At 48.2% G+C, this 23521-nt stretch carries 22 protein-coding genes; 7 read left to right on the top strand and 15 right to left on the bottom strand.

Annotated elements, in window-relative coordinates; translation table 11 throughout:
* The first annotated feature begins 11 nt into the window (after positions 1 to 11).
* On the top strand, positions 12 to 458 hold the full coding sequence (locus A3GA_RS0100850) for an HIT family protein (RefSeq protein ID WP_018025487.1): 447 nt from the start codon (positions 12 to 14) through the stop codon (positions 456 to 458).
* 23 nt (positions 459 to 481) lie between these two features.
* Positions 482 to 1390, top strand: coding sequence for a hydroxymethylglutaryl-CoA lyase (locus A3GA_RS0100845; RefSeq protein ID WP_018025486.1), 909 nt, complete (start codon positions 482 to 484; stop codon positions 1388 to 1390).
* 127 nt (positions 1391 to 1517) lie between these two features.
* Here the strand turns inward: A3GA_RS0100845 and dprA are convergent, their stop codons facing one another.
* Positions 1518 to 2432 (bottom strand): DNA-processing protein DprA, encoded by a 915-nt coding sequence (gene dprA / locus A3GA_RS11125; protein WP_105884914.1) that lies wholly within the window; start codon positions 2430 to 2432, stop codon positions 1518 to 1520.
* A gap of 153 nt (positions 2433 to 2585) precedes the next feature.
* Here dprA and def point away from each other — a divergent pair, with 153 nt between their 5' ends.
* The gene (gene def / locus A3GA_RS0100835; RefSeq protein WP_018025484.1) at positions 2586 to 3110 is read left to right on the top strand and encodes a peptide deformylase; all 525 of its coding nucleotides are present in this window, start codon (positions 2586 to 2588) and stop codon (positions 3108 to 3110) included.
* Between the two features lie 91 nt (positions 3111 to 3201).
* On the opposite strand, the gene A3GA_RS0100830 is transcribed toward def, so the two are convergent.
* From A3GA_RS0100830 to A3GA_RS0100800, 7 genes are all read right to left on the bottom strand, one after another.
* Positions 3202 to 4500 (bottom strand): phenylacetate--CoA ligase family protein, encoded by a 1299-nt coding sequence (locus tag A3GA_RS0100830; RefSeq protein WP_018025483.1) that lies wholly within the window; start codon positions 4498 to 4500, stop codon positions 3202 to 3204.
* Positions 4501 to 4512: 12 nt separating this feature from the next.
* Complete coding sequence (locus A3GA_RS0100825) at positions 4513 to 5367, bottom strand: ABC transporter ATP-binding protein (protein ID WP_018025482.1); 855 nt, start codon at positions 5365 to 5367, stop codon at positions 4513 to 4515.
* 33 nt (positions 5368 to 5400) lie between these two features.
* Positions 5401 to 6735 carry an ABC transporter substrate-binding protein gene (locus tag A3GA_RS0100820; RefSeq protein ID WP_018025481.1) on the bottom strand — a complete coding sequence of 445 codons (1335 nt, stop codon included), beginning with the start codon at positions 6733 to 6735 and terminating at the stop codon, positions 5401 to 5403.
* 81 nt (positions 6736 to 6816) lie between these two features.
* Positions 6817 to 7881: a branched-chain amino acid ABC transporter permease gene (locus tag A3GA_RS0100815; RefSeq protein ID WP_018025480.1), complete on the bottom strand. Its 1065-nt coding sequence runs from the start codon at positions 7879 to 7881 to the stop codon at positions 6817 to 6819.
* A 26-nt stretch (positions 7882 to 7907) separates the two neighbouring features.
* A complete protein-coding gene (locus A3GA_RS0100810) occupies positions 7908 to 8837 on the bottom strand; it encodes a branched-chain amino acid ABC transporter permease (RefSeq protein WP_018025479.1) in 930 nt (309 codons plus the stop codon).
* A gap of 12 nt (positions 8838 to 8849) precedes the next feature.
* Positions 8850 to 9638 (bottom strand): ABC transporter ATP-binding protein, encoded by a 789-nt coding sequence (locus A3GA_RS0100805; protein WP_018025478.1) that lies wholly within the window; start codon positions 9636 to 9638, stop codon positions 8850 to 8852.
* Positions 9639 to 9649: 11 nt separating this feature from the next.
* Positions 9650 to 11587, bottom strand: a complete 1938-nt coding sequence (locus A3GA_RS0100800; protein WP_018025477.1) for an AMP-dependent synthetase/ligase — start codon at positions 11585 to 11587, stop codon at positions 9650 to 9652.
* Between the two features lie 184 nt (positions 11588 to 11771).
* Between A3GA_RS0100800 and A3GA_RS0100795 the strand changes: the two genes are divergently transcribed.
* Entirely contained in the window at positions 11772 to 12449 is a 678-nt protein-coding gene (locus A3GA_RS0100795) for a Crp/Fnr family transcriptional regulator (RefSeq protein ID WP_018025476.1), read from the top strand.
* A gap of 70 nt (positions 12450 to 12519) precedes the next feature.
* Here the strand turns inward: A3GA_RS0100795 and A3GA_RS0100790 are convergent, their stop codons facing one another.
* From A3GA_RS0100790 to galU, 3 genes are all read right to left on the bottom strand, one after another.
* Positions 12520 to 13830 carry a hemolysin family protein gene (locus A3GA_RS0100790; RefSeq protein ID WP_018025475.1) on the bottom strand — a complete coding sequence of 437 codons (1311 nt, stop codon included), beginning with the start codon at positions 13828 to 13830 and terminating at the stop codon, positions 12520 to 12522.
* A gap of 136 nt (positions 13831 to 13966) precedes the next feature.
* Complete coding sequence (locus A3GA_RS0100785; RefSeq protein WP_018025474.1) at positions 13967 to 14839, bottom strand: acyl-CoA thioesterase; 873 nt, start codon at positions 14837 to 14839, stop codon at positions 13967 to 13969.
* 29 nt (positions 14840 to 14868) lie between these two features.
* Complete coding sequence (gene galU / locus A3GA_RS0100780; RefSeq protein WP_018025473.1) at positions 14869 to 15708, bottom strand: UTP--glucose-1-phosphate uridylyltransferase GalU; 840 nt, start codon at positions 15706 to 15708, stop codon at positions 14869 to 14871.
* A 112-nt stretch (positions 15709 to 15820) separates the two neighbouring features.
* On the opposite strand from galU, the gene pgi reads away from it, so the two are divergent.
* The 3 genes from pgi to A3GA_RS0100765 are packed head-to-tail and all read left to right on the top strand — an operon-like array spanning position 15821 to position 19368.
* On the top strand, positions 15821 to 17395 hold the full coding sequence (gene pgi, locus A3GA_RS0100775; protein WP_018025472.1) for a glucose-6-phosphate isomerase: 1575 nt from the start codon (positions 15821 to 15823) through the stop codon (positions 17393 to 17395).
* An 18-nt stretch (positions 17396 to 17413) separates the two neighbouring features.
* Positions 17414 to 18520 carry a glycosyltransferase gene (locus A3GA_RS0100770; protein ID WP_018025471.1) on the top strand — a complete coding sequence of 369 codons (1107 nt, stop codon included), beginning with the start codon at positions 17414 to 17416 and terminating at the stop codon, positions 18518 to 18520.
* Positions 18517 to 19368 (top strand): polysaccharide deacetylase family protein, encoded by an 852-nt coding sequence (locus A3GA_RS0100765; RefSeq protein ID WP_018025470.1) that lies wholly within the window; start codon positions 18517 to 18519, stop codon positions 19366 to 19368. Before A3GA_RS0100770 ends, A3GA_RS0100765 begins: the two co-directional genes overlap by 4 nt.
* Here the strand turns inward: A3GA_RS0100765 and A3GA_RS0100760 are convergent.
* The 4 genes from A3GA_RS0100760 to A3GA_RS0100745 form a co-directional block, all read right to left on the bottom strand.
* Positions 19365 to 20534 (bottom strand): nucleotide sugar dehydrogenase, encoded by a 1170-nt coding sequence (locus tag A3GA_RS0100760; RefSeq protein WP_018025469.1) that lies wholly within the window; start codon positions 20532 to 20534, stop codon positions 19365 to 19367. The genes A3GA_RS0100765 and A3GA_RS0100760 overlap by 4 nt on opposite strands.
* Before the next feature lie 82 nt (positions 20535 to 20616).
* Entirely contained in the window at positions 20617 to 21153 is a 537-nt protein-coding gene (rfbC, locus tag A3GA_RS0100755) for a dTDP-4-dehydrorhamnose 3,5-epimerase (RefSeq protein WP_018025468.1), read from the bottom strand.
* On the bottom strand, positions 21128 to 22174 hold the full coding sequence (rfbB, locus tag A3GA_RS0100750) for a dTDP-glucose 4,6-dehydratase (protein WP_018025467.1): 1047 nt from the start codon (positions 22172 to 22174) through the stop codon (positions 21128 to 21130). The genes rfbC and rfbB overlap by 26 nt, the downstream gene beginning before the upstream one ends.
* Positions 22175 to 22198: 24 nt before the next feature.
* Positions 22199 to 23488: an O-antigen ligase family protein gene (locus A3GA_RS0100745; RefSeq protein WP_018025466.1), complete on the bottom strand. Its 1290-nt coding sequence runs from the start codon at positions 23486 to 23488 to the stop codon at positions 22199 to 22201.
* Positions 23489 to 23521 lie beyond the last annotated feature (33 nt).

Raw genomic sequence — 23521 nt, 5'->3', positions numbered from 1 at the left:
GGGGTTGGAGGATGCAAAAGCAATGTGTCTTATGCACGGAGGTGGGCGGTAGGCTACTTTGGGAAAATGATTTTGTACGCATTATCAATGCTGAAGAGCCGAACTACCCTGCCTTTACCCGTGTCATTTTACAAGCGCATTATCAGGAGATGAGCGATCTAGCACCGGCTCAACGCCACGCCCTAATGGATTATGTATGGTTAGTTGAAACGATGCAGCGCGAGGTGCTTGCACCCACTAAAATCAATCTTGCCCAATTCGGCACCATGGTACCACACGTGCATTGGCATATTATCCCTCGCTTTGAGCATGACCCACATTATCCGGATGCCATTTGGTCTAGCCCCAAACATTCGCCCGCTAATGCGGCGCAGCAGGACTATTTAGCCAATCAGCAAAAAATGCTGGCACAGTATGAAGCAACACTAATAAATCGTTTAAAATCGATCAGCCATTAAAATCATTACGAGGAGTGTAGACAATGGATTTCCCAAAAAAAGTCACCATTGTGGAGGTGGGCCCGCGCGACGGTCTACAAAATGAAAAGGAGTTTGTACCCACCGCCACCAAGATCGAGTTAGTTAATCGTTTGGTTGATGCCGGCGCCCCAAAAATTGAGGCTGCTTCATTTGTATCACCTAAATGGGTACCACAAATGGCCGATGCGGCAGAGGTTATGCAAGGGATTGAGCGCAAAAGCGGTGTGGTTTATGCTGCCTTGACACCAAATGTGCGCGGTCTTGAGGGTGCCCTAGCTAATGGCGCTGATGAGGTCGTCATTTTTGGTGCGGCCAGTGAGGCTTTTTCTCAAAAAAACATCAACTGTTCAATTGCCGAATCCATTGAGCGTTTTGTTGATGTTGCTCGCTTAGCCAAGGAGGCCGGGGTGCTACTGCGCGCCAGTATCAGTACTTCCTTTGGTTGCCCCTATCAAGGTGAGGTGCCCATCGAATCAGTGCTTGACGTGGTTAAGCGCATGCAGGACTTAGGCTGTGATGAAATCGATATTGCTGACACCATCGGCGTGGGGACCGCAGCCCAAGTGTATGAGGTGATGTCACGCGTGACAGATATCGTAGCTAAAGAAAAAATTGCTGGCCACTTCCACGACACCTACGGTCAAGCGCTAGCCAATATTGTTGCTTCACTGCAGGCTGGGATTAGTATTTACCACTCATCCGTGGCTGGTCTCGGTGGCTGTCCTTATGCGAAGGGTGCCACGGGTAATGTTGCCACTGAAGATGTACTCTATATGCTTCACGGCATGGGTATTGAAACCGGTATGGATTTAGACAAAACGGTGCAAATCGGCCAATGGATTTCCGATCAAATCGGTCGCCAAAATGCTAGCCGTGTTGGTCGCGCCTTAATTGCCAAGTGCGCTGCCTAAGCCGAACCCTTAAGATGATGAGAGCGTCCCTGGCTGGACGCTCTTTTTGATCGTGGACGGCGGCTTATGATAAAGACACTACCACAGCGGTAGCGCTGCAACAGCTATCCTAATCGCTAGCTGAGCATCAATCCGGAATACGATAGGCGGCACGTAGCTCCTCCTCAATATCGGCCGCACGCTCGACCAGCTTTGCTCCCTCGCGAATCAACTGATGACAGCCACGTGCCAACTGCGAATGGATAGAGCCTGGAATCGCAAAGACCTCACGACTATACTCTAAGGCCTGTTTGGCAGTGATTAATGAACCACTGCGTTTAGCCGCCTCCACCACCAGCACGCCTAAGCTCAGCCCCGCCACAATGCGATTGCGCTGTGGAAAATGATGCGTATTGGCTTGCATACCGATACCGTACTCACTCAGCAAAAGACCCTGGTCACGGACCCGCACGGCTAACTCAATATGCTCCCCCGGATAGACCAGATCCAAGCCTGTCGCCATCACCGCAATGGTGGCTGCTGGCTGAGCCGAGGCCAAGGCCCCCTCGTGCGCTGCCTTATCAATACCATAAGCTAAGCCACTCACAACAGCCCATGACTTAGCGGCAAAATAACGCGCAAAAGCACGGGCATTGTCATTACCTCCAGCGGTTGAATGGCGTGAGCCGACAATCGCAAGTTTTGGCTTTTTCAGGGTTTCGATTTGACCTGCATAGTACAGTAAAAAAGGGGCATCTGGAATGCTCAGCAACTCTGCCGGGTAGTCCGCATCAGGGAGGGTTAATATGCCATTAACCGCACTACTTTGCAGCCAATCCAAACTAAGCTCAATCCGCTGCTCAATCTCCGCCGACGGGGGCGCACTTAAACTGCGGGCAATCTCTGGCGAGCACATAGCCGCTAGACTGGTATAAGAAGCATCAAAGATCAACTGTGGCAAACCAATCCTAGCCAACAGCTCCCGCCCCGTCACTGGCCCAACACCAGGCTCCATACTAAGACGTAACCAAGCTTTTAACTCATCGATGTCCATGCTACTCATACCCTATCACCCCGCCGCCAGCGCTCACCATCACTAAACTTATCATCTGCTTATTTTGCCATTATCTTAAAGAACAATTCAGCTATTGGCTAAAAACATCCACCGCTAAAATGCTAAAATACAGCTATCTATGGATTTTTTATTTCTAAACGAATGGCAATATTATCAATTCTTAAGTACCCTGATCCCCGTTTACATAAAATCGCCAAACCGGTGCAAGAGGTGGATGATCGAGTCCGTCAAATCGTTAAGGACATGACGGAAACGATGTATGATGCACAGGGTATCGGTCTAGCCGCGACACAGGTTGATATTCATGAGCGTATTGTCGTCATTGATATCTCCGAAGAGCGTAATGATCTGTTAGTGCTAATTAATCCACAAATTACCGCTCGTAGCGATGATAAAACCGTCTTTGAGGAGGGTTGTTTATCGGTGCCCGGCATTTATGATAAGGTTGAGCGCACCTCTGAGATCACGGTAGAAGCGCTCAATGAACAAGGTGAGAAGTTTAGCCTAGAGGCAGACGGCCTCCTCGCCATTTGTATTCAACATGAGCTGGATCATTTAGTAGGTAAGGTATTTGTAGAGCATCTTTCGAGCTTAAAGCAAAACCGTATCCGCACTAAAATCAAAAAAGCCGAGCGCGAGGCTAAAAGAGAGGCTCAACGAGTTTAGACTCAAAGCGGCTTCAAAGCTAGGGTGAGCGCTAAGTACATAAGCTATCGTGCCCAGCGCCCACCCCGATGACTATAACAGACCGTATCAGCTACTCATAATCACGCTGATCCTGGATGACTAAACCGTCATTCGGCAAGGTCCCCGGTGGCAACACCTCAACCGCGGTACGCAGCTTAATCACTTCGCGCGCCGCTGATTCTGCCTTGGCAATCCACGCTTCATCGGTGGCCTCGGCTCGCTCTAGGCGCAAGATAAGATTTTCACTACCTACCTTAGCATCGGCCACGATGCGTGCTTTGCTCACACCGTCCAAGCGCTTAACTAACTCAGCCACATGTTCAGGGTGAACAAACATGCCACGCACCTTAATGCTCTGATCGGCACGGCCCATCCAACCCTTGATGCGATCATTACTACGACCGCAGGCAGAATGACCACTTAAGATCATTGACATATCACTGGTACCAAAGCGTAGGAGTGGATAGTCGGGATTGAGCGTGGTCACCACCACTTCACCCACCTCACCCTCAGGCACTGGTTCGTTCGTACCAGGGCGTACAATCTCCAGAATAATATCTTCTGCCACCACTAAGCCATCACGGGCTGAGGTTTCATAGGCAATTAAGCCTAAATCGGCGGTGCCATAACATTGATAACCATCAATACCACGCTCGGCGAACCATTGTTGCATGGTTGGGGTAAAGGCTTCGGCAGTAAAAAGCGCATGCTTTAAACTATCGATTGTGACCCCCATCTCATCGGCCTTTTCCAAAATAATTTTCAAAAAGCTGGGTGTACCAGTATAAGCCTGAGGGCGCAAATCCTGCATTGACTTCACCTGTAGCTCAGTCTGACCAATACCACCGGGAAAGACTGAACAACCCAGAGCTAAGGCTCCACTTTCCAGCATATTACCCGCTGGCGTAAAGTGATAGGAAAAACAGTTATGCACCAACATCCCGCCTCGTATACCGGCGGCATACAGAGCCTGCGCCATGCGCCAATAGTCGGGTCGACTGCTATCCAATTCATAAATCGGTCCTGGCGAGGCATAAACCCGTGCCACCTGCCCCCAAGACACCGGTGCAAAACCACCAAACACGCCTTCACACACATCACCGCTACCCCGTAACGCATGCTGTTGATGCATCAGGGTGGATTTACGCACCACGGGGATAGCGGCTAAATCCTCACGACTTTGTAGTGTGGCGATATCAATCCCTTGCAACTGCTCTTGCAAACGGGGCGTTTGTGGCATCAATTCGCGCAGATTATGGCGCAATTGAGAAAACAACTCAAACTCACGCTCATCCTTGGAGCGCAGCTCGCGTGAGCTGTAATAAGGCGACGCTTTTTTATCGCTACGCACATTACTCTTGAGATCCATCGTCTACCTCCTCTAGGCTAACCAGCGCTTACGACGACGATAAAACTTACCGTCACGGAAGCTTTTACGATCACCACTCTCGATTCCGAGGTAGAACTCCTTGACATCATCGTTATTGAGCAATTCCTCTGCCGTGCCGTCCAACATCACGCGACCGCTTTCCAGAATATAGCCATAATCCGAATAACGCAGAGCAATATTGGTGTTTTGCTCGGCTAAAAGGAAACTCACACCTTCACGCGTATTTAAGTCGCGCACAATTTCAAAAATCTCCACCACGATTTGCGGTGCTAAGCCCATCGACGGCTCATCTAACAGAATCATACCGGGGTTAGCCATCAGGGCGCGACCAATGGCCGCCATTTGCTGCTCACCACCTGAGGTATAACCGGCTTGGCTATTACGACGCGTTTTTAGACGCGGGAAGTATTGATACACCATATCCAATCCCGCTTCCAAATCACCGCGACTCAATTTACGGGTATAGGCACCGGTCAGAAGATTTTCTTCAATCGTCAAATGTTCAAAACAATGACGACCCTCCATCACCTGAATCACGCCGCGTTTAACCAAATCGGCCGGGGTCAGATCCTGCACCTCCTCCCCCTTATAGCTGATACTGCCTTTGGTTACCTCACCACGCTCACTTTTGAGTAAATTGGAGATCGCTCGCAAGGTCGTTGTTTTACCGGCGCCATTCGCACCTAGTAAAGCAACGATTTTCCCCTTGGGTACGACGAGAGAAACCCCTCTTAATACCAAAATAACGTGGTTATAAATTACCTCAATACCATTAACATCCAGTACGTTTTCAAGCGCTGGTGTGACAACGGCAGCTTGGTTCTGCTGTGTTATTTGGCCTTGCATAACAATCTCCAACTACGATCAACTAAGCTAAAATTACTCTACAGCAGAGCAATCACGAGGGGTGATGCCTTTGGCATCAGCGTATTTTTTGGCTTCTTCCATGACGATAGGCTTAACAAAGTCTTGATCCGCCTGCATCCAGTCGGAGATAACCTCCCACTTAGCACCGTCCCATTGCGCAATACGTGCCCAGTCACCACCCACGTGATCCTCACATGTCGTACGGACAGGGCGCATCATGCCAGCCATACCAGTCTCCTCTAAGCGCGCCTCGTCGATATTAAGGTTTTCAAAGCCCCAACGAATCTGCTCTGAGTTCATATGTTGACCAACACCAAACTTCTCTTGTGCAGTACGAATAGCTTCAACCGCTAAGAAAGAAATCATCATGCCGCGGTTATAAGCAATGGTACCGTGGGTACCGTTACCCTTACCCATACCTTTACCTTTGCCAAATACCTCGTCCTCTAACTTCTGATAGACGCCAAAATCCTTACCCGCTGAGTTGTGTAAGGTAATGGTTTTGTAGCCTTTAGCGACTTGCGCAATGTCTTTTACATCATTTTCAGAGCCTGCCCACCAAATGGCTAAAATCTTATCGCGCGGATAACCTGTCGCCTGCGCCTCACGAATAGAGGTCGGTGTCATCACGCCCGCACTCCATAAAATCACATGATCCGGACGACGCTGACGGATTTGTAACCACGTAGACTTCTGCTCAACCCCAGGGGCAGTTACAGGATAAAGTTGTAGTTCAAAGCCATGCGCTTCGGCGCGCTTTTGTAATAAAAGGATCGGCTCTTTACCATATGGGGAGTCATGATAAACAAAAGCGATTTTCTTACCCTTAAGCTTATCCAAGCCACCCATTTGCTCAGCAATATGCTGTACCGCAACGTCCGCAGCCGTCCAGTAGTGACCTAATAAAGGAAAGCTCCACTCAAAGTAGGCACCCGCTGCTGATTGAGATAAACCATAACCCGTCGTTTGTACTACCATCTTGTCACTGGGTGCTCTATCCGTCACTGCAAAAGTAATACCGGTCGATTGTGTATCAAAAGCCGCAGCACCACCGTGCGCATTCTTCATACGCTCATAGCACTCTACCCCACGGTCCGTGGCATAAGCAGTTTCGCACTCCTCAAAGCGAATTTTGACGCCATTGACCCCGCCTTGCGCATTCACCAGCTCAAGGTAATCAATTTTACCGTCACCCCAAGCAATACCAAGGGGCGCAAAAGAACCTGTACGGTAAGTTAATAAGGGCAAATACTGCTCAGCTGGCTGCGCTTTTAAAGCTGCGCTCACACCAAAAGTACCTGCAACTGTCATCGCTGCCGCTAAGCTTTTGATCATAAATTTCTTCATTTCTGTCTCCCATGTATGAAGTTTTTTAATTACTTTAGTTATTTTAAAAATCGCTCTTCTAAGGGTAGCGTTATTCAATGATTAGTGAGGGAATGGCCAAATTCTCAGCTTCTCACGAGCAATTGACCAGAGCTTCGCTAAACCATGCGGTTCAACAATCAAGAAAAACACGATTAAGGAACCGAAAATCATATGCTCAATATGCGCTGCCGTATCCACCGGGAGGTTTAAACCAAACAACTCCGGAATACGGGTCAATATAATGGGTAGTAGCACAATAAAGGCGGCACCAAAGAAGCTACCCGCAATTGAACCTAAACCGCCAATAATCACCATAAATAAAAGCTGTAATGAGCGATTTAAGTCAAAGGCTAATGGCTCCCATGAACCTAAGTGCACATAGCCCCAAAGACCGCCGGCAATACCGATAATAAATGAGCTCACGGCAAAGGCACTCAATTTGGCATACATCGGGCGAATCCCAATCACTGAGGCAGCCACGTCCATATCACGAATTGCCATCCATTCACGACCAATGGCACCACGCACCAAGTTTTTCACGAGCAGTGCCAACACAATCACCACTAACAGCACAAACACATACTTCTGCACTGGCGTCTGCACCGGCAAGCCGAAGAAATCCAGACGTGCCACAGACACACTACCTGAGGCTGAGTAGTTAGTTAAATAAGGAATGCGCAAGAATGCCCAATCCACAAAGAACTGTGCTGCCAAGGTTGCTACCGCCAAATAAAGACCGCGGATGCGTAGGCTCGGTACGCCAAAGATAATTCCGAACAGCATTGCGCCAAAACCACCAATCAGCAATTGGAAGATAAAGGGAATCTCCGGAATACGGACACCAAAGTTCCATGCCACATAGGCACCCACCGCCATAAAGGCACCACTACCCAATGAAATCTGCCCACAATAACCAACGAGGACATTTAGACCAATCGCCGCTAAGGACAAGATTAAAAAGGGAATTAAAATCGCACTTAAAAAGTAGTTACTAGCAACAAAAGGCACCACAAATAAAGCAACGGCAATAATAGCTAAGATTGCGATGCGATCTTGGCGAATCGGGAAAATCTGCTGATCCGCGCGATAACTGGTTTTAAATTGACCATTTTCACGGTAAAACATTTTTTATACTCCTTAGGCCTTAGATACTAAACACGGTCGATAATTTTCTCGCCGAATAAGCCTTGTGGTCTAAACAATAAGAACACTAAAGCCAGTACATAGGCGAACCAGTTTTCGATACCACCACCCAAGAAGGGACCTAAATAAGCCTCTGAAAGCTTTTCACCGACACCGATAATTAAACCACCGATAATAGCACCCGGCACCGACGTTAAACCGCCCAGAATCACTACTGGTAAAGCACGTAGTGCGGCTGTTGAGAGAGTAAAGGACACGCCAAACTTCGAGCCCCAGATAATACCTGCCACCAAGGCCACAACGCCAGCAACCGCCCACACAATCACCCAAATACGATTTAATGGAATACCAATCGACTGCGCCGCTTGGTGATCATCGGCAACGGCACGTAAGGCACGACCGGTCGGCGTAAACTGGAAAAATAACGCTAAGGTAGCCACTAAGGCGGCTGCAATCACGGCCGCAGTCAAGTCCTCAAGACTCAGTAAAATACCGCCCTCAAAGACATTTTCCATCACAAATAAAGGATCCTTAGGCATGCCGACATCAATGGTGTACATCGCACTACCAAAGAGGGTTTGACCAAAGCCATCCAAGAAGTAGCTAATACCCAAGGTCGCCATCAAGAGTGCTGTTGCCTCTTGGTTAACCAAATGACGCAAGACCAAGCGCTCAATGGCAATAGCAAAAAGAATCATCAGGATGGCGCTGACGATGAAAGCCAAGATATTGGCTAACAACATACTTTCAAAGCCTAGCCACTGGGGTAACCAAGCGGAGAAACGTGCCATCGACAAAGCGGCCACCAAAACCATGGCACCCTGGGCAAAGTTAAACACACCCGAGGCTTTGAAAATTAATACAAAGCCGAGTCCGATTAAGGCGTACATCATGCCGCTCATGAGACCGCCAAAAAGAGTTTCTAAAAAATAAGACATATTGGCTTCTCCCTATACCTGAGCGCCCAGATAAGCACGAATAACCTCCTCGTTATTGCGCACCTCATCCGGCGTACCGTCACCGATTTTTTTACCGTAATCAAGTACCACCACGCGATCGGAAATATCCATCACCACGCCCATATCGTGCTCAATCAGCACAATGGTCGTACCGAATTCATCGTTTACATCAAGAATAAAGCGTGACATATCCTGCTTTTCTTCGATGTTCATACCCGCCATTGGCTCATCCAACAGCAGCAATCTAGGCTCCATCGCCAAGGCGCGGCCCAAATCCACACGCTTTTGTAAGCCATAGGGTAAACGACCTACGGGCACCTTGCGGTATGCTTGGATCTCAAGAAAATCAATGATATTTTCTACGAACTCGCGATGCTCAATTTCCTCCTTTTCGGCGCCGAAGATACGAAAAGCCTGGGAAATAATATTGCTCTTCATCCGTAGGTTACGACCGGTCATAATATTGTCCAGTACGCTCATCCCCTTAAAGAGAGCAAGGTTCTGGAAGGTACGACCGATACCACGGGTCGCTGCACGACGCGGTGTCATTTTCTCCAACACCGTACCGTCCAAGGTAATACGACCCTCTTGTGGTGTATAAACACCGTTAATGACGTTAAGCATGGAGCTCTTACCCGCCCCGTTAGGGCCGATAATAGAGCGAATCTCATGCTCTTTTACGTTAAATGAAATATTTGTCAGTGCTTTGACCCCACCAAACGAAAGCGAAATGCTGTCTAGGTCTAGGATAACTTCACCGATTCGACGTTGATTCTGCATCATTCGCCCCCTTATACCGCAACGACTTTGGCAGGTTCAATCTTCAGATCGGCACTGATTTTACCGATGCGGCCGTCTTCATAGCGCACCTCAGTTTCGATATACTGACTGGACTTACCCTCAAATAGTGCATCAATTAATACACCATATTTTTCTACAATAAAATTACGACGGACTTTACGCGTGCGTGTTAATTCACCGTCATCCGGATCTAGCTCCTTATGTAGAATCAAAAAGCGATGTAGCTGTAAACCGGATAGCTGCTCATCTCTGGCTACATCGGCATTAGCCTCTTCAACGCAGTCCTTGATCAGTTGATAAACCTCCTTTTTAGAGGCTAAATCGGTATAACCTGCATAGGTCAAACCGCGACGCTCGGCCCAGTTAGCCACCGCTTCTAAATCGATATTAATAAAGGCAGTACAATAATCCTTATTCGCCCCGAATACGACAGCTTCCTTAATAAAGGAGAAGAACTTCAGCTTATTTTCCATGTATTTTGGCGCGAACATACGACCGTCGTTCAGTTTACCGACGTCCTTTGCACGGTCGATAATCTTTAACTGACCCTCTTCGGTTAAAATACCGGCGTCCCCCGTGTGATACCAACCATCCTCGGTAAAGGACTCCTCGGTAGACTTAGGATTTTTATAATACTCACTAAATAAGCCAGGGCTTTTAATCTGCACCTCACCCGTATCAGCAATCCGCAGCTCTACTCCTTCACATGGCGGCCCCACGGTATCAGCCTCTACCCGACCGTCTTCTTGCACACACACAAATACGGAGGTTTCTGTAGAGCCGTATAATTGCTTTAAATTGACACCAATCGAGCGATAAAAACGGAATAAATCTGGACCGATCGCCTCACCCGCAGTGTAAGCCACCTTAATCCGATTCATGCCCAAAGCATTACGCAACGGCGCATAAATAAAGAAATTCCCTAAGCTGTATAGCAAACGATCCTTTAAGTCCACGGATTGTTTATCCAAAATACGCTGACCGGATTTGGCTGCTACATCCATAAAGTACTTGTAGAGCCAGCGCTTAAAGCGACCGGCATCCTCCATACGAATACTAACAGTGGTGAGTAACTCCTCTAACACGCGCGGTGGCGAGAAGTAATAGGTCGGACCCACATCATGCATATCAATGGAGACCGTGGTGGGCGATTCCGGATGATTCACCGTAAAGCCGGTCACCAAGAATTGCGTGTAAGAGAACATATTCTGACCAATCCAAGCCGGTGGCAAGTAAGCAAGTACATCCTCTTTATCCGTCAGATTTTCTAGGCGCTGGATCACCTCGGCACGGTCAATCAAGGCATGATGCGTTAACACCACCCCCTTAGGATTGCCGGTGGTACCCGAGGTATAGAACATCGCAGCTGGGTCCTCAGGGCGCAAGCTGTCGACAATTTGTCTAAATAAGTCCGGATGACGCTGACGATGCGCCTTACCCTGCTCCAGTAAATCCACGTAATTCAATAAAATGTCTTCAGTGTAATTACGCATCCCGCGTGGATCGTCATACACCACATGACGCAAGTGCGGTAACTGCTCCCGCACTTCCAACATCTTGTCAGCTTGCTCCTGATCCTCGACCACCACAACACCAACCTCGGCGTCTTTGAGTACATAGACCATTTCCTGCGCCACTGCATCCTGATACATCGGCACTGGAATTGCGCCTAAACTCTGCGCTGCCATCATACTCATATAAAGACGTGGGCGGTTTTCGCCAACGATGGCCACATGCTGACCCTTTTGTACACCTAAAGTCATCAAGCCATAAGCGAGGTTTTCAACCTCCTCGGCCATCTCGGACCAGGTAATCGTCTGCCAAATACCCAAGTCCTTTTCACGCATCGCCGCTTGCGTTGGACGCTCTTTGGCATGCTTTAAAAGCAACTTGGCAAAGGTATTTGCCGTATTTTGCTGAGTGACCATATCTCATCGTCTCCTTAATATGGTGCTTTTAATTGCGGATAATTAAATTTATTTAAGTAACAATCTGTGATGATGTGTTTTTATACTTTTTGTGATTTTTCCTTTTGTATTGAAAATATATGCTTTTAAATGTAATCTAAATGTTATTACGGTGACATTTATTCAGTTTTTAGGGAAAGTACTTATGATTAGAACGCGTTTATCTAACACACCGTGGTTTACGATTCTGACAGAGGAACAACAACAACGTGTGATTCAGGAGACCGTCTTACAAGACTACCCAGCAGGTGCTTTTATTGTTAGAAAGGGTGATGCCTCACGCCATTGGATAGGCATGATTGAGGGCTTAGCAAGAATTTCTGTCGGCACCGCTGATGGCAAACTCGCCGCCCTCACCGGCGTACCTGCAGGCGGTTGGATCGGCGAGGGTGCGCTTTTGAAAAAGGAATTACGTCGCTATGATGTGGTGACCCTGCGCAACAGTGTGGTTGCCAAAATGCCGGTGGAAACCTTTTACTGGCTGTTAGACCACAGCTTCAGCTTTAATCGCTTTTTATTAAATCAGTTTAATCATCGTATGGGGCAGTTTATCGGCCGCGTCGAGTCAGACCGTCTCTTTAATGCCGATATTCGCGTAGCGCGTTGCATTGCCGAACTGGTGCGTATGCCTAACTACGCCGATGACAACTATAATCGTCAGTTAAATATTACCCAGGAGGAAATTGGCTATTTAGCCCGCGTTTCTCGACAGCGCACCAACGGCGCCTTAAAAAAGCTAGCGGATGCCGGCTTTATTGAGCTGCAATACCGCAGTGTGATTATTAATGATTTACAAGGTCTGGAGACGCTAGAGGAGATTTAGCAAGCGCCGACAAAAAAGCGCCACAGTCAAAACACAACTGGGCGCCAATCACTTATGGAGCTACTAGTGACTACTCCTCGTCATTCAAGGCCACCACCTGCTCGGGCGCTTTTACCAATAAGCGATCAATACGGTACTTATCCATATCCACCACCTCAAAATAAAAGCCTTCCCACACCAGACTTTCGGTTTCTTTAGGAATGTGACCGAGCTGATTCAGAATAAAACCGGCTAAGGTATGATAATTATCCTCATGATCTGGGAATTCTAATTGCACTTGAAAGTGGTGATTGAAGCGGTCAAGCGTCACTGCCCCGTCAATTAGCCAGCTACCGTCATTACGCTGCACAATATCCGCATCATAATTATCATTGAGTGGAATCTTATAGCCAACCAATACCTTTAGCACATCTCGCAAGGTCACCAAACCCTCAACCTCGCCGTACTCATTAATGACGATCACCATCTCGGTGCGGTACTCTTCGAATGACTCCAGCACATCCATCGCTGAATTGGTCTCAGGCACAAAACGGGCTGGCTTCACCAAAGCGCGAATATCAATCGCATGACCTCGAATTTGCTGTTCAAATAAGGTACCGGCATCAATCACACCCAGTACATTATCCAAGCCACCATCACACACGGGGAAGCGCGAATAATTACTATCGGCAATATAGAGCAAAATCTCGTTGAGCGGACTTTCTAGATCAATATAGTGCACATCATTACGCGGCGTCATAATGGTTAACACACTCTGATCGTCCAGACTAAGTGCCCGCGTCACAATGTCATGCTCGGTTTTTTCAAACAGACCGGCCGTCGCCCCCTCGCGCAGAATACCGCTAATATCCTCCTCGGTTAGCTCATCGCCTTTGCTATCTACCCGTAACAGCTTCAACACCAAATCGGTCACCACCGTCAAAATCCACACAAAGGGTGCCATGGCTTTTGACAAAAGCGTCATCGGCCGCGCCACAACCGTAGCAATTTTCTCGGCGTGATTCATGGCAATGCGCTTAGGTACCAATTCCCCAAAAATCAACGAGAAAAAGGTAATACCCACCACCACTAAAAACATCGCTATTGCTTTAGCCGTTTGAGCACTAAGACCGATATCCTCAAATAGGGGCGTCAAACGGGACACAATTGAGGCTTCACCAAAGGCCCCCATAAAAATACCAATCAGCGTAATACCAATCTGGATGGTCGATAAGGAACGGCTCGGATTATCAACTAATTGCAAGGCTGCCGCAGCCGCTTTATCTCCTTGATCTGCCTGCTGTTGTAAGCGCATACGCTTAGCCGACACAAGCGCAATTTCGGACATGGCAAAGACGCCATTGACCAAAATTAACAATAAAATTATCAGAGTACCGATCATTGTTACTTAGCTAAATCTCCACACGAGAATAAAAATATGTCATCAAGGTATATTACGCTGAAAAAGCGCAGCTTGTCATCATTATCCATCACTAAACGCTGCAGTCTAGCAGATCCATATGACAGATAAATGAAGCCTAATCCGATTTTTCTCTTAATCGCATCAAGCCCTCTTGGCTAGCACTGGCAACCAACTGCCCCTGCTGATTAAAGAAGACCCCATGCACTAAGCCGCGTCCACCCTGCGCCGCAGTTGATTCAGACACATAGAGTAGCCACTGATTCATATCAATAGGACGATGAAACCACTGGGCATGATCCAAACTGGCCATCTGCATTTGCGAATCAAAATGCCAACGCGCGTGCGGTAGTAACGCTGTCGTCATTAAATAAAAATCCGACACATAAGCCAGCATACCCTGGTGTAGTCGCTGATCATCAGGCATTAAGCCATTGGCCCTAATCCAATACATGGTCTTTGGCTCATAATGCCCTAATTCTAACTGGCGCTCGGGGTAGACTAAACGGATTTCTAACGGCCGTTCACGCTTAAGACGCTCATCCCACTCCCCGGTGCCGAGACGCTGCGCCAGCGCTTGCTGTATCTCCTGCTCTAAGGGACAATCCTCTGGTGGTGGTGCGGCAGGCATCGCCAGCTGATGCTCAAAGCCGAGCTCAAGCGATTGATAACTACAGGATAGGGTAAAAATAAACTTGCCCTCTTGGCTGGCCGTGACCCGACGCACCGAGAAGCTACCACCATCACGTATCACTTCTACCGCATACTCGATGGCCTTAGTCGCATCTGCTGGACGCACAAAATAACCATGCATGGAATGGGCTAACCGACCGACGGGTGTAGTATAACTGGCTGCCATCAAGGCCTGGCCCAAGACCTGCCCACCAAATACACGACCGCTGCGAAAAATATCGGTACTGCGCCCAAGAAAACGTCGCTCACCAATTTGCTCTAACGCCAACTGTGAGATAAGGCGATTTAAAATACTCATTGCTATATCAATATCAAATGGTCAATTTCTTAGTCAAGACTCAAACCATGATACTTCTGCCCCAGAGCGATATTGGCTTGGAAAAATCCCTCTTTGGAACCACAGTCATAGCGCACACCCTCATAATCAAAGCCGAACACCTGACGACTTTGTAGCATGGAGGCAATGCCATCGGTTAATTGAATTTCATTGCCCGCACCCTTTTGCGTGTGTCGAAGATGCTCGAAAATCTCTGGTTCCAACACATAACGACCCACCACGGCCGAGGTCGATGGGGCCTGTTCAGGGGCAGGTTTTTCTACAATCTGCTCCACCCGTCTGACCCCATCAGCCACCGTTGCGCCAGCGATAATACCGTACTTTTTAGTGTCCGCTTGGGGTACGACCTGGGTCCCTAACACACTGCCACCATAAGCATGGGCTGCATCAATTAACTGCTGCGTCACAGGCACCTCGGCATCAATCAAATCATCCGCCAATAGCACCGCAAAAGGCTCATTACCCACCACCGGCTCAGCGCACAATACGGCGTGACCTAGACCCAAAGGTGCCGGCTGACGAATATAGATGCAATTCACATTAGTCGGGAGAATGCCACGCACAATCTCTAATAACTCATGCTTGCCCTTTTGCTCTAACTCATGCTCAAGCTCGGGCATAAAGTCAAAATGATCCTCAATCGAACGCTTATGACGACCGGTAATAAAGATTAAATCGGTAATACCTGACTTCACCGCCTCTTCAACTGCATATTGAATCAAGGGTTTATCCACCACCGGCAACATTTCTTTAGGCATTGCCTTAGTGGCTGGTAAAAAACGAGTGCCTAAACCGGCAACAGGAAATACAGCCTTACGAACAGGGTTCATTACTATCCTTATATATAATCGCTAATTTGAATTCAACGCTTCAATTGTAATATAAAATCAGATAACAATAAGTAAAGCGTTTTAGCATCATTTAAGCGAGTAGCAAAATTTTATGATACACCAGCTATTAAAAGAGCTTGAGCCCTTAGATCAACTGCCCGAATGGGCGCAGTTTAAGCAAGCCGTTTTAAGCGCCAATATCAACTGTGAGCAGACGGTGATTTTAGACGCCGCCGGACTTAAGGTTGATCTGAGCGCCCAGCGCCGCTCCACCGAATTAAGCCAAGCTGCCACTAAGTTATTAGAAGCAAGGAAGTTTAAGCCGCTACGACAGGCCTTATTTGATGGTGAGCATCTTAACAGCACCGAGGATCGTGCGGCTTGGCATACAATGTTGCGCCAACCACAGCCCCTCATGGAGGTTCAAAGTGAGCGTTTGCGCATGCTGGAATTGGTGCGACGTGTCGATAATGATCGACGTTGGCGCAATATTGTCCATATAGGCATTGGCGGTAGTGACTGGGGCGTGCGCTTAGTCACACAGGCCTTTGGTTATGCCGGTTCTTGGCGCCACATACGCTTTGTTTCCAATATCGACGGTCACGCCATTGAGGGCGGTTTAGCCGGTTTGGATCCGCACGATACCTTAGTGGTGGTGGCAACCAAGTCTTTCCGTACCGCTGAAACCATGGAAAATGCCGCACGTGCACGTGAATGGTTTGAAGCCGCAGGTGTCAACCCGGGCAATAATATGATTGCCGTCACCGCCAACCCAGAAGCCGCTGCTGCCTGGGGCATTCCACGCCACCATATCTACCGTTTTTGGGATTGGGTCGGTGGTCGTTTTTCACTCTGGTCCACCATTGGCGTGGCCGCAGGCTTAACCGTAGGTTCCGGTGTTTTAGCTGGTTTACAAAGTGGTGCTCATGCCATGGATCGGCATTTTCTCACGGCGCCACCCGAGGAAAACGCCCCCATTCAATTAGCCCTAGCAGAATTAGCTAATCGTAGCGTATTGGGCTATGGCTCACGCAATCTTGCAATCTACGATTCTCGACTGAGTTATTTAATCCCCTATTTACAGCAATTGGAGATGGAGTCGCTGGGCAAATCCGTCGACCACCAAGGACGGTCTATCAATGTCGCTACTGGTCCGGTCGTGTGGGGCATGCCCGGCACCGATGCCCAACACACCTTCTTTCAATGGTTACATCAAAGTAGTGAGGGGGCACCGGTCGATTTTATTGTTTGTAAAACGGCCGACCACCAATGGCAGCAGCACCATCAGCAACTCTTAGCGCATTGCTTAGCCCAGCGCCAAGCTTTGTTACACGGCAAATCCACGGCTCAAGCTGAAGCTGAGAATCTGCAAAAAGGCATGGCACCCGAGCAGGCGCAATGGCTTGCGCATCACCGCAAACAGCCCGGTGGCAGAGCCTCCAATCTGATCGTGCTACCACAACTCACACCCTTCTCACTTGGCGCCCTACTGGCCATGTATGAGCATAAGGTGTTTGTTGAAGCCTTGATCTGGGGCCTCAATCCCTTTGACCAATGGGGTGTGGAACTCGGCAAGGTGCTCGCTGATGATATTTTTGAGCGATTAAGCAAGGACTCATTCCAGCCTCACAAGCCTCTTGAATTGGACCGCTCAACTCAATATTGGATTGAACAGTTTAAAGCCTAAGTCGCTAGCCAATAGTTTATGACAAGCGCAAGGCCTTTAAATATCTTATTTACTGAACATGCCCAAGGCTACGGCGGCCAAGAGCATTATATCCATCGCTTAATGCTGACACTACGTGAGCAAGGTCAGCAGGTGGAGGCCTTATGTATGCCTGGGGCTGAACTCGTGTCACGCCTACAAGATGATGGCTTTGAGGTGCATACAGCGGATATGCGTAAAGGCATCCGGAGTTGGCCTGCCATTTTTTCTATGCGTAGGCTGATGCGTGAACGTGGCTATGATGTTGTCAATACCAATAGTCGCCAAGACACCCTACGAGCAGGCTTAGCGGCACGCTTAGCCAGGGTACCGTTAGTTGTCAGAACACGGCATTTGGCCAAGCCGATAAACTCCTTGCTCGCTTACAGCATGATCCCACAACGACTGATTACCCCCAGTGAGTATGTGCGCCAAATGCTAATTCACAAAGGCGTGCCGCCTGAGCATATTCAAGTCATCGGACCGCCAGTGAATTTACCCACGCCTTTGCCCAGCGCTATTTTGCGTCAGGAATTAGCGCTTTCCGAGAGTGACGTCATTGTCGGTAGCGTAGCAGTGCTCCGCAAAGATAAACATATGGATGAACTCATCCAGGCCATGGCGCCGTTACTCAAGCAACAGGCCTCACTGCACCTAGTGATCGTTGGCGACGGCGCTCAACGCCCTTATTTGCAACAACAAGCGGCAGACTTGGGACTCAATGCACAGGTGCATTTCTTGGGCCGACGCGATGATGTGCCCGCCTTACTGAGTGATTTTGATATTTTTGCCTTAGCTTCACACACCGAAGCATCCGGCACCGTCTTTGCCGAAGCCGGGGCGGCTAGGCTACCGACGGTGGGCTATGCCGTCACAGGCATTCCCGAGATGATTAATCCCGGTGTCAGTGGCTTGCTAGTGCCCCTACAAGACATTGCGGCATTTACCGAGGCCTTAGCAACACTCATACACAATCCCGAACTAAGAGCACAAATGGGTGCAGCGGGTTATCAATTTGTGGTAGCAGATCAGCGCTTTACCATGGATAGGGTTGGACAACTTACACTAAACAGCTATCATAACTGGCTGAGGGAGCTTAACAAATGAAATTTTTAGAGACTTCAGTACCAGTATTGATGTATCACCATATCCGACCGGAGGCAGGGTTTATTGCCTGCACCCCTGAACATTTTGAGCAACAATTACAGTGGCTATCACATCAGGGCTACGAGAGTCTAAGCTTGGCAGAATTCGCCGCTCACTTGGCGGGCGAAACTCGTAAAAAAGCGGTGGTGATCACCTTTCATGACGGTTACTTGGATAATTGGGTCTATGCCTTTCCCTTGCTGCAGAAGTATGGTTTTAAGGCGACCATTTTTCTCGTCAGCGGCTGGCTTCATCATGGCGAAATTCGAGCCAACACAGCTACCGCCAAAAGTCCTGCTGAACTGCCACCATGCCCGGAACATGCACAATGCGAACAGCTAATTGAGCACGGTTGCAGTGATGAGGTGATTTTGCGGTGGTCTGAGGTAAAAGCCATGATAGATGCTGGCCTAGTTGAGTTTCACTGCCACACCCATAGCCATACTCGCTGGGATCTAGACCCAAGCATTGATAAAAATACCATGTTTCGTCAGGAGCTAAGGGATTCTAAAGCAACCTTTATTCGTGAACTCGGCACCTGTAGTCAGCACTTCTGCTGGCCCCAAGGCTATTTTGACGAGGATTACTTGGCCATCGCACAAAGTGAAGGCTTTGCGTATTTTTACACCACCGATCCCTTCGGTCGCAATACTCAACACACCTCTAACACGCATATTTATCGCTTTCACGCACCAAATCGGAATGGTCATCGCCTAGGCAAAAGAATCCGTGCCTCGCACCATCCATTGATCGCACCAGCTTTCAACCGCTTTAAACGTTGGAAGAAATCGCTTTCACGCACGCACTAAGCATCACCACCAAAAATATCTCGGGTATAGACTTTATGCGCTACATCTGCCAGCTCCGAGCTCTGGCGGTTAGTCACAATGATATCCGATTGCTCTTTAAAGCTTTGCAAATCATGGATTAGCTGACAACCCAGAAACTCGGCTGCTTTTAACATCGGCTCATACACCACCAAACGCAAGCCTTTGGCCAGCAAATGCTCCATCACGCCTTGCACTGAAGAATCTCTAAAATTATCCGAGCCAGCCTTCATCACCAGCCGATAAATGCCCACCGTTGTCACTTGACGTCGGCTGATATCCTCAGCGATAAAGGCTTTACGCGTGCTATTCGAATCCACAATCGATTGAATCAGATTTTGCGGCACATCTTGGTAATTGGCTAATAATTGCTTCGTATCCTTTGGTAGACAATAACCACCGTAGCCAAAAGACGGGTTATTGTAATGGGTAGCAATGCGCGGATCCAAACAAACCCCTTGAATAATTGCCTCAGTATTTAACTGCTTGGTGGCAGCATAGGTATCGAGCTCATTAAAAAAAGCAACTCGCATCGCTAAGTAAGTATTAGCAAATAGCTTAATCGCTTCGGCCTCGGTATTATCCGTCAATACGACGGGAATCGCTTCTTTGAGCGCTGCCTGCCGCAACAATTCAGCAAAACGCTCGGCACGCTCAGAACGCTCGCCCACCACAATACGCGATGGATATAAATTATCATGCAGCGCCTTGCCCTCTCTTAAAAACTCTGGTGAAAATAAAATATTCGATGCGCCTAATTGTGCTTTCAGATGCTCGGTAAAACCAACCGGCACGGTGGATTTAACAATAATTGTAGCCTCGGGTTCATACTGCAATGCCTCGGCCGCCACTGCCTCCACAGAGGCGGTATTAAAGTAATTTGTCTCTGGATCATAGTTTGTCGGCGTAGCAATCAGCACATAATCTGCCCCGGGGTAGGCCTCTGCCGCTTGGGTGGTAGCCCGTAACTTAAGCGGATACTGCTTAAAATAAGCTTCAATATCCGCATCCACTAAGGGAGAAGTTCTGTGATTAATCAAATCGACCTTCACTGAGTCAATATCTAAAGCAATCACTTCATGCTGCTTAGCTAATAAGGTCGCTAGCGACAAACCCACATAACCCGTACCAACAACAACTATTTTCATTTAAGCTCTAAATTTTTATCAAAAAACAAAGCTAGTGTAACGATAGATGTTGACAGTATAGTGACAGTTCAAAAATGAGTTATTAACGATGAAGTGCAGCCAGCCTTGGTAAATGCTGATCTTTGTCCGATAAAATAGGTGCTTTGATGGGCCAAGGAATCGCTAAATCAGGGCAGTTCCAGCGTACACCGGCTTGATCCATCGGATCATAGTAATCCGTGCATTTATACAGCACCTGCGCAGATTCACTTAAGACACAAAAACCATGGGCATAGCCCGGTGGTACCCAAAGCTGCAGCTGATTCTCCGCACTTAATTCAACCGCAAGGTGTCGGCCAAAGGTAGGTGAGTCTGGGGCAATATCAACCACCACATCATAAATCCGACCCCAGCCGACCATCACTAATTTACCCTGTGGTTTGTTTTTTTGAAAATGCAAGCCGCGCAATACCCCCTGCTTTGACTGGGACAGATTATCCTGCACAAAATCCTGCTCAAGCTCAAGCAGCGATAGGTAGCGCTGGCGACTAAATGACTCCATTAAAAAGCCGCGCTCGTCATAATGCACCTCGGGCTTGAGTAGTTTAACCCCCTTAAGCTCGGTATTTATCAGCTGCATCAAAATCCCTCACAAACCAAGCGACGGTGCTAGCTAAGCCCTCCTCAAAATCCTGCGTCGGTGCCCAGCCAGTGGCTGCCCGTAGCTTAGAGGAATCGACTGCATAACGACGATCATGCCCTGGGCGATCGCTCACATGCATAATCAAATCAGCATAAGATGCACCATCTCCGCGCGGTACCCGTTGATCCAGAATACGACAAATTGCCTGCACCAAATCCAAATTACGATGCTCATTATCCGCACCGATATTATAAACTTGCCCTACTTCTGCTTTACTTAATAATAAATACAGCGCCTTCACATGGTCGTCTACATATAGCCAATCGCGTATTTGTTGACCTGAACCGTAAATCGTCAATGGCTGTAACTTAAGCGCCGCTTGCACCATATGGGGAATCAACTTTTCAGCGAACTGAAAAGGGCCATAATTATTTGAACAACGGCTAATTATCGTTGGTAGACCATAGCTACGATGCCAAGCCTGCACCAAATGGTCAGATGCCGCCTTACTGGCCGAGTAAGGCGAACTGGGACAAAGGGTAGATGATTCTGTAAACTTTAAGGCACTGGCCTTCGGCTCGCTATCCGGATGCGGTAAATCACCATACACCTCATCCGTACTCACATGTAGCAAACGGAATTGCTCACGCTTTGCTGTGGGCAGTGCCTGCCAATACTGCCGCACCGCCTCTAACAAGGCGTAGGTACCCAGATAATTACTTTGCATAAAGGCATCTGCGCCCACAATTGAGCGATCCACATGGGTTTCAGCGGCTAGATGCATCACCGCATCCGGTTTAAAGGCGTCAATAACTTCCTGTAACGCATCCCGCGCTGTAATATCCAGTTTTTTAAAATGGTAACGAGGATCTGCGTTAACACTCGCTAAGGCATAGGGATGCACGGCATAGCTAAGCTTATCAACAACCAACACCTCATCTTGCTGTTGCTCGATAATAAAACGGACCAAGGCAGAACCGATAAAACCAGCCCCACCTGTAATTAAAATTTTCATCATCTTTGCTCTATGGGATTAATGTCACTAACTGCTGATCTTTGCTTGTTCAAAGCGCATCACTTTAAAATAAGCTGCAATCACCATCATATAGCACACATACACCATCACACCGTTGTTATGCCTTAGAAAGGCCTGTGTTAGTCCAAAATCAAAATAACACAGTGACAAAAGAATCCCTGCCATGGCCACCGCCCGCGTCGGCAAATGTGCCGCTCGCTTAGCACTAGCAAAGGTCCAGAGCGGTACTTGATATAAGAGAATCAATGCTATCAACCCGGTAATACCCTGCTTGGCTAAGCGATCAATAAACTCATTGTGGGCATGCGTAAAGAGATCGGCACGACCGCGTATTTGATTAGTTTCGCGTAATTGCTGCATCCCCTCTTGATAGCCTTCATCGCCCCAGCCGAAAAGGGGTTTTTCCTGCGCTAATTTTATGGCCCCACGCCACATTTCCAAACGATAACCAACGGAGGTCTGCACAGTACCGTCTTGGAACAAAGCGATCTCATGATAAGCCTCCGCAATACGCTGCTTGACCCCGATATGCGGGTTACTGAGTAAGAAAAATCCACCCAACACCACACAGAGCAACACCAATAGCTTGGCCCGCAATGAAAAAATCGCATAATAGGCCACAAAGATCACCACTAAAATTATCGGTAATCCAAGCCAACCGCCACGGCTTCCGGATAAAGCTGAGGTGATGACGCCGGCCACTGCGGCCAAGCTAAGTAACACCAACATCTTACGTCGATGCCTACTTAAGGAATGAGCCCAAGCCAAACCGGCTAAACACAACATCCCCATCAGCATGGCCAAATTACCGAATTGAATTGCATTACTAAAGCCATCCGCCCGCAGCTCACCTAAAATCAGGCGCTGATAAAGCGCCAACAGCAAGGCCCCTAAAACGCCAAACGCCAAACCCAACCACAAAGCATGGAGCGAGGGACGTGCCCTATAAATCAGAAAAAACACAGGGAGCGCTAAAATAAAGCGTGACAACTTATCCACATCCCCATCAAAGCCATGGATTAGCCAACTAACAAGGCCCTGCACGCCAAATAATAGTACCGCGCCTAGAATCAACTTATCATAGCGGTCCAACGGCAAGGCTCGCCAATGAGTGAATAAGGTATAAAGACCGCCCACGAATAACAACGTTGCGCCATAGGAATAGCCACTAGGAATAATCAAGCACAAAAAGCCCAACAGAAAAACACTGAGCTCGGCATAAATTTTCAGCCGCGGACAGGGAGGCCTGGATTGATAAACGAGTAGCTCGGTCACAGAAGGTGGATGAAGCGCCATAAAGAAAACTTAAATTGAGACTGTAAAAACGAT

Source organism: Oligella urethralis DSM 7531 (assembly GCF_000372065.1).
GTDB classification, from domain to species: domain Bacteria; phylum Pseudomonadota; class Gammaproteobacteria; order Burkholderiales; family Burkholderiaceae_B; genus Oligella; species Oligella urethralis.
This window is presented reverse-complemented; position numbering and strand designations above follow the sequence as displayed.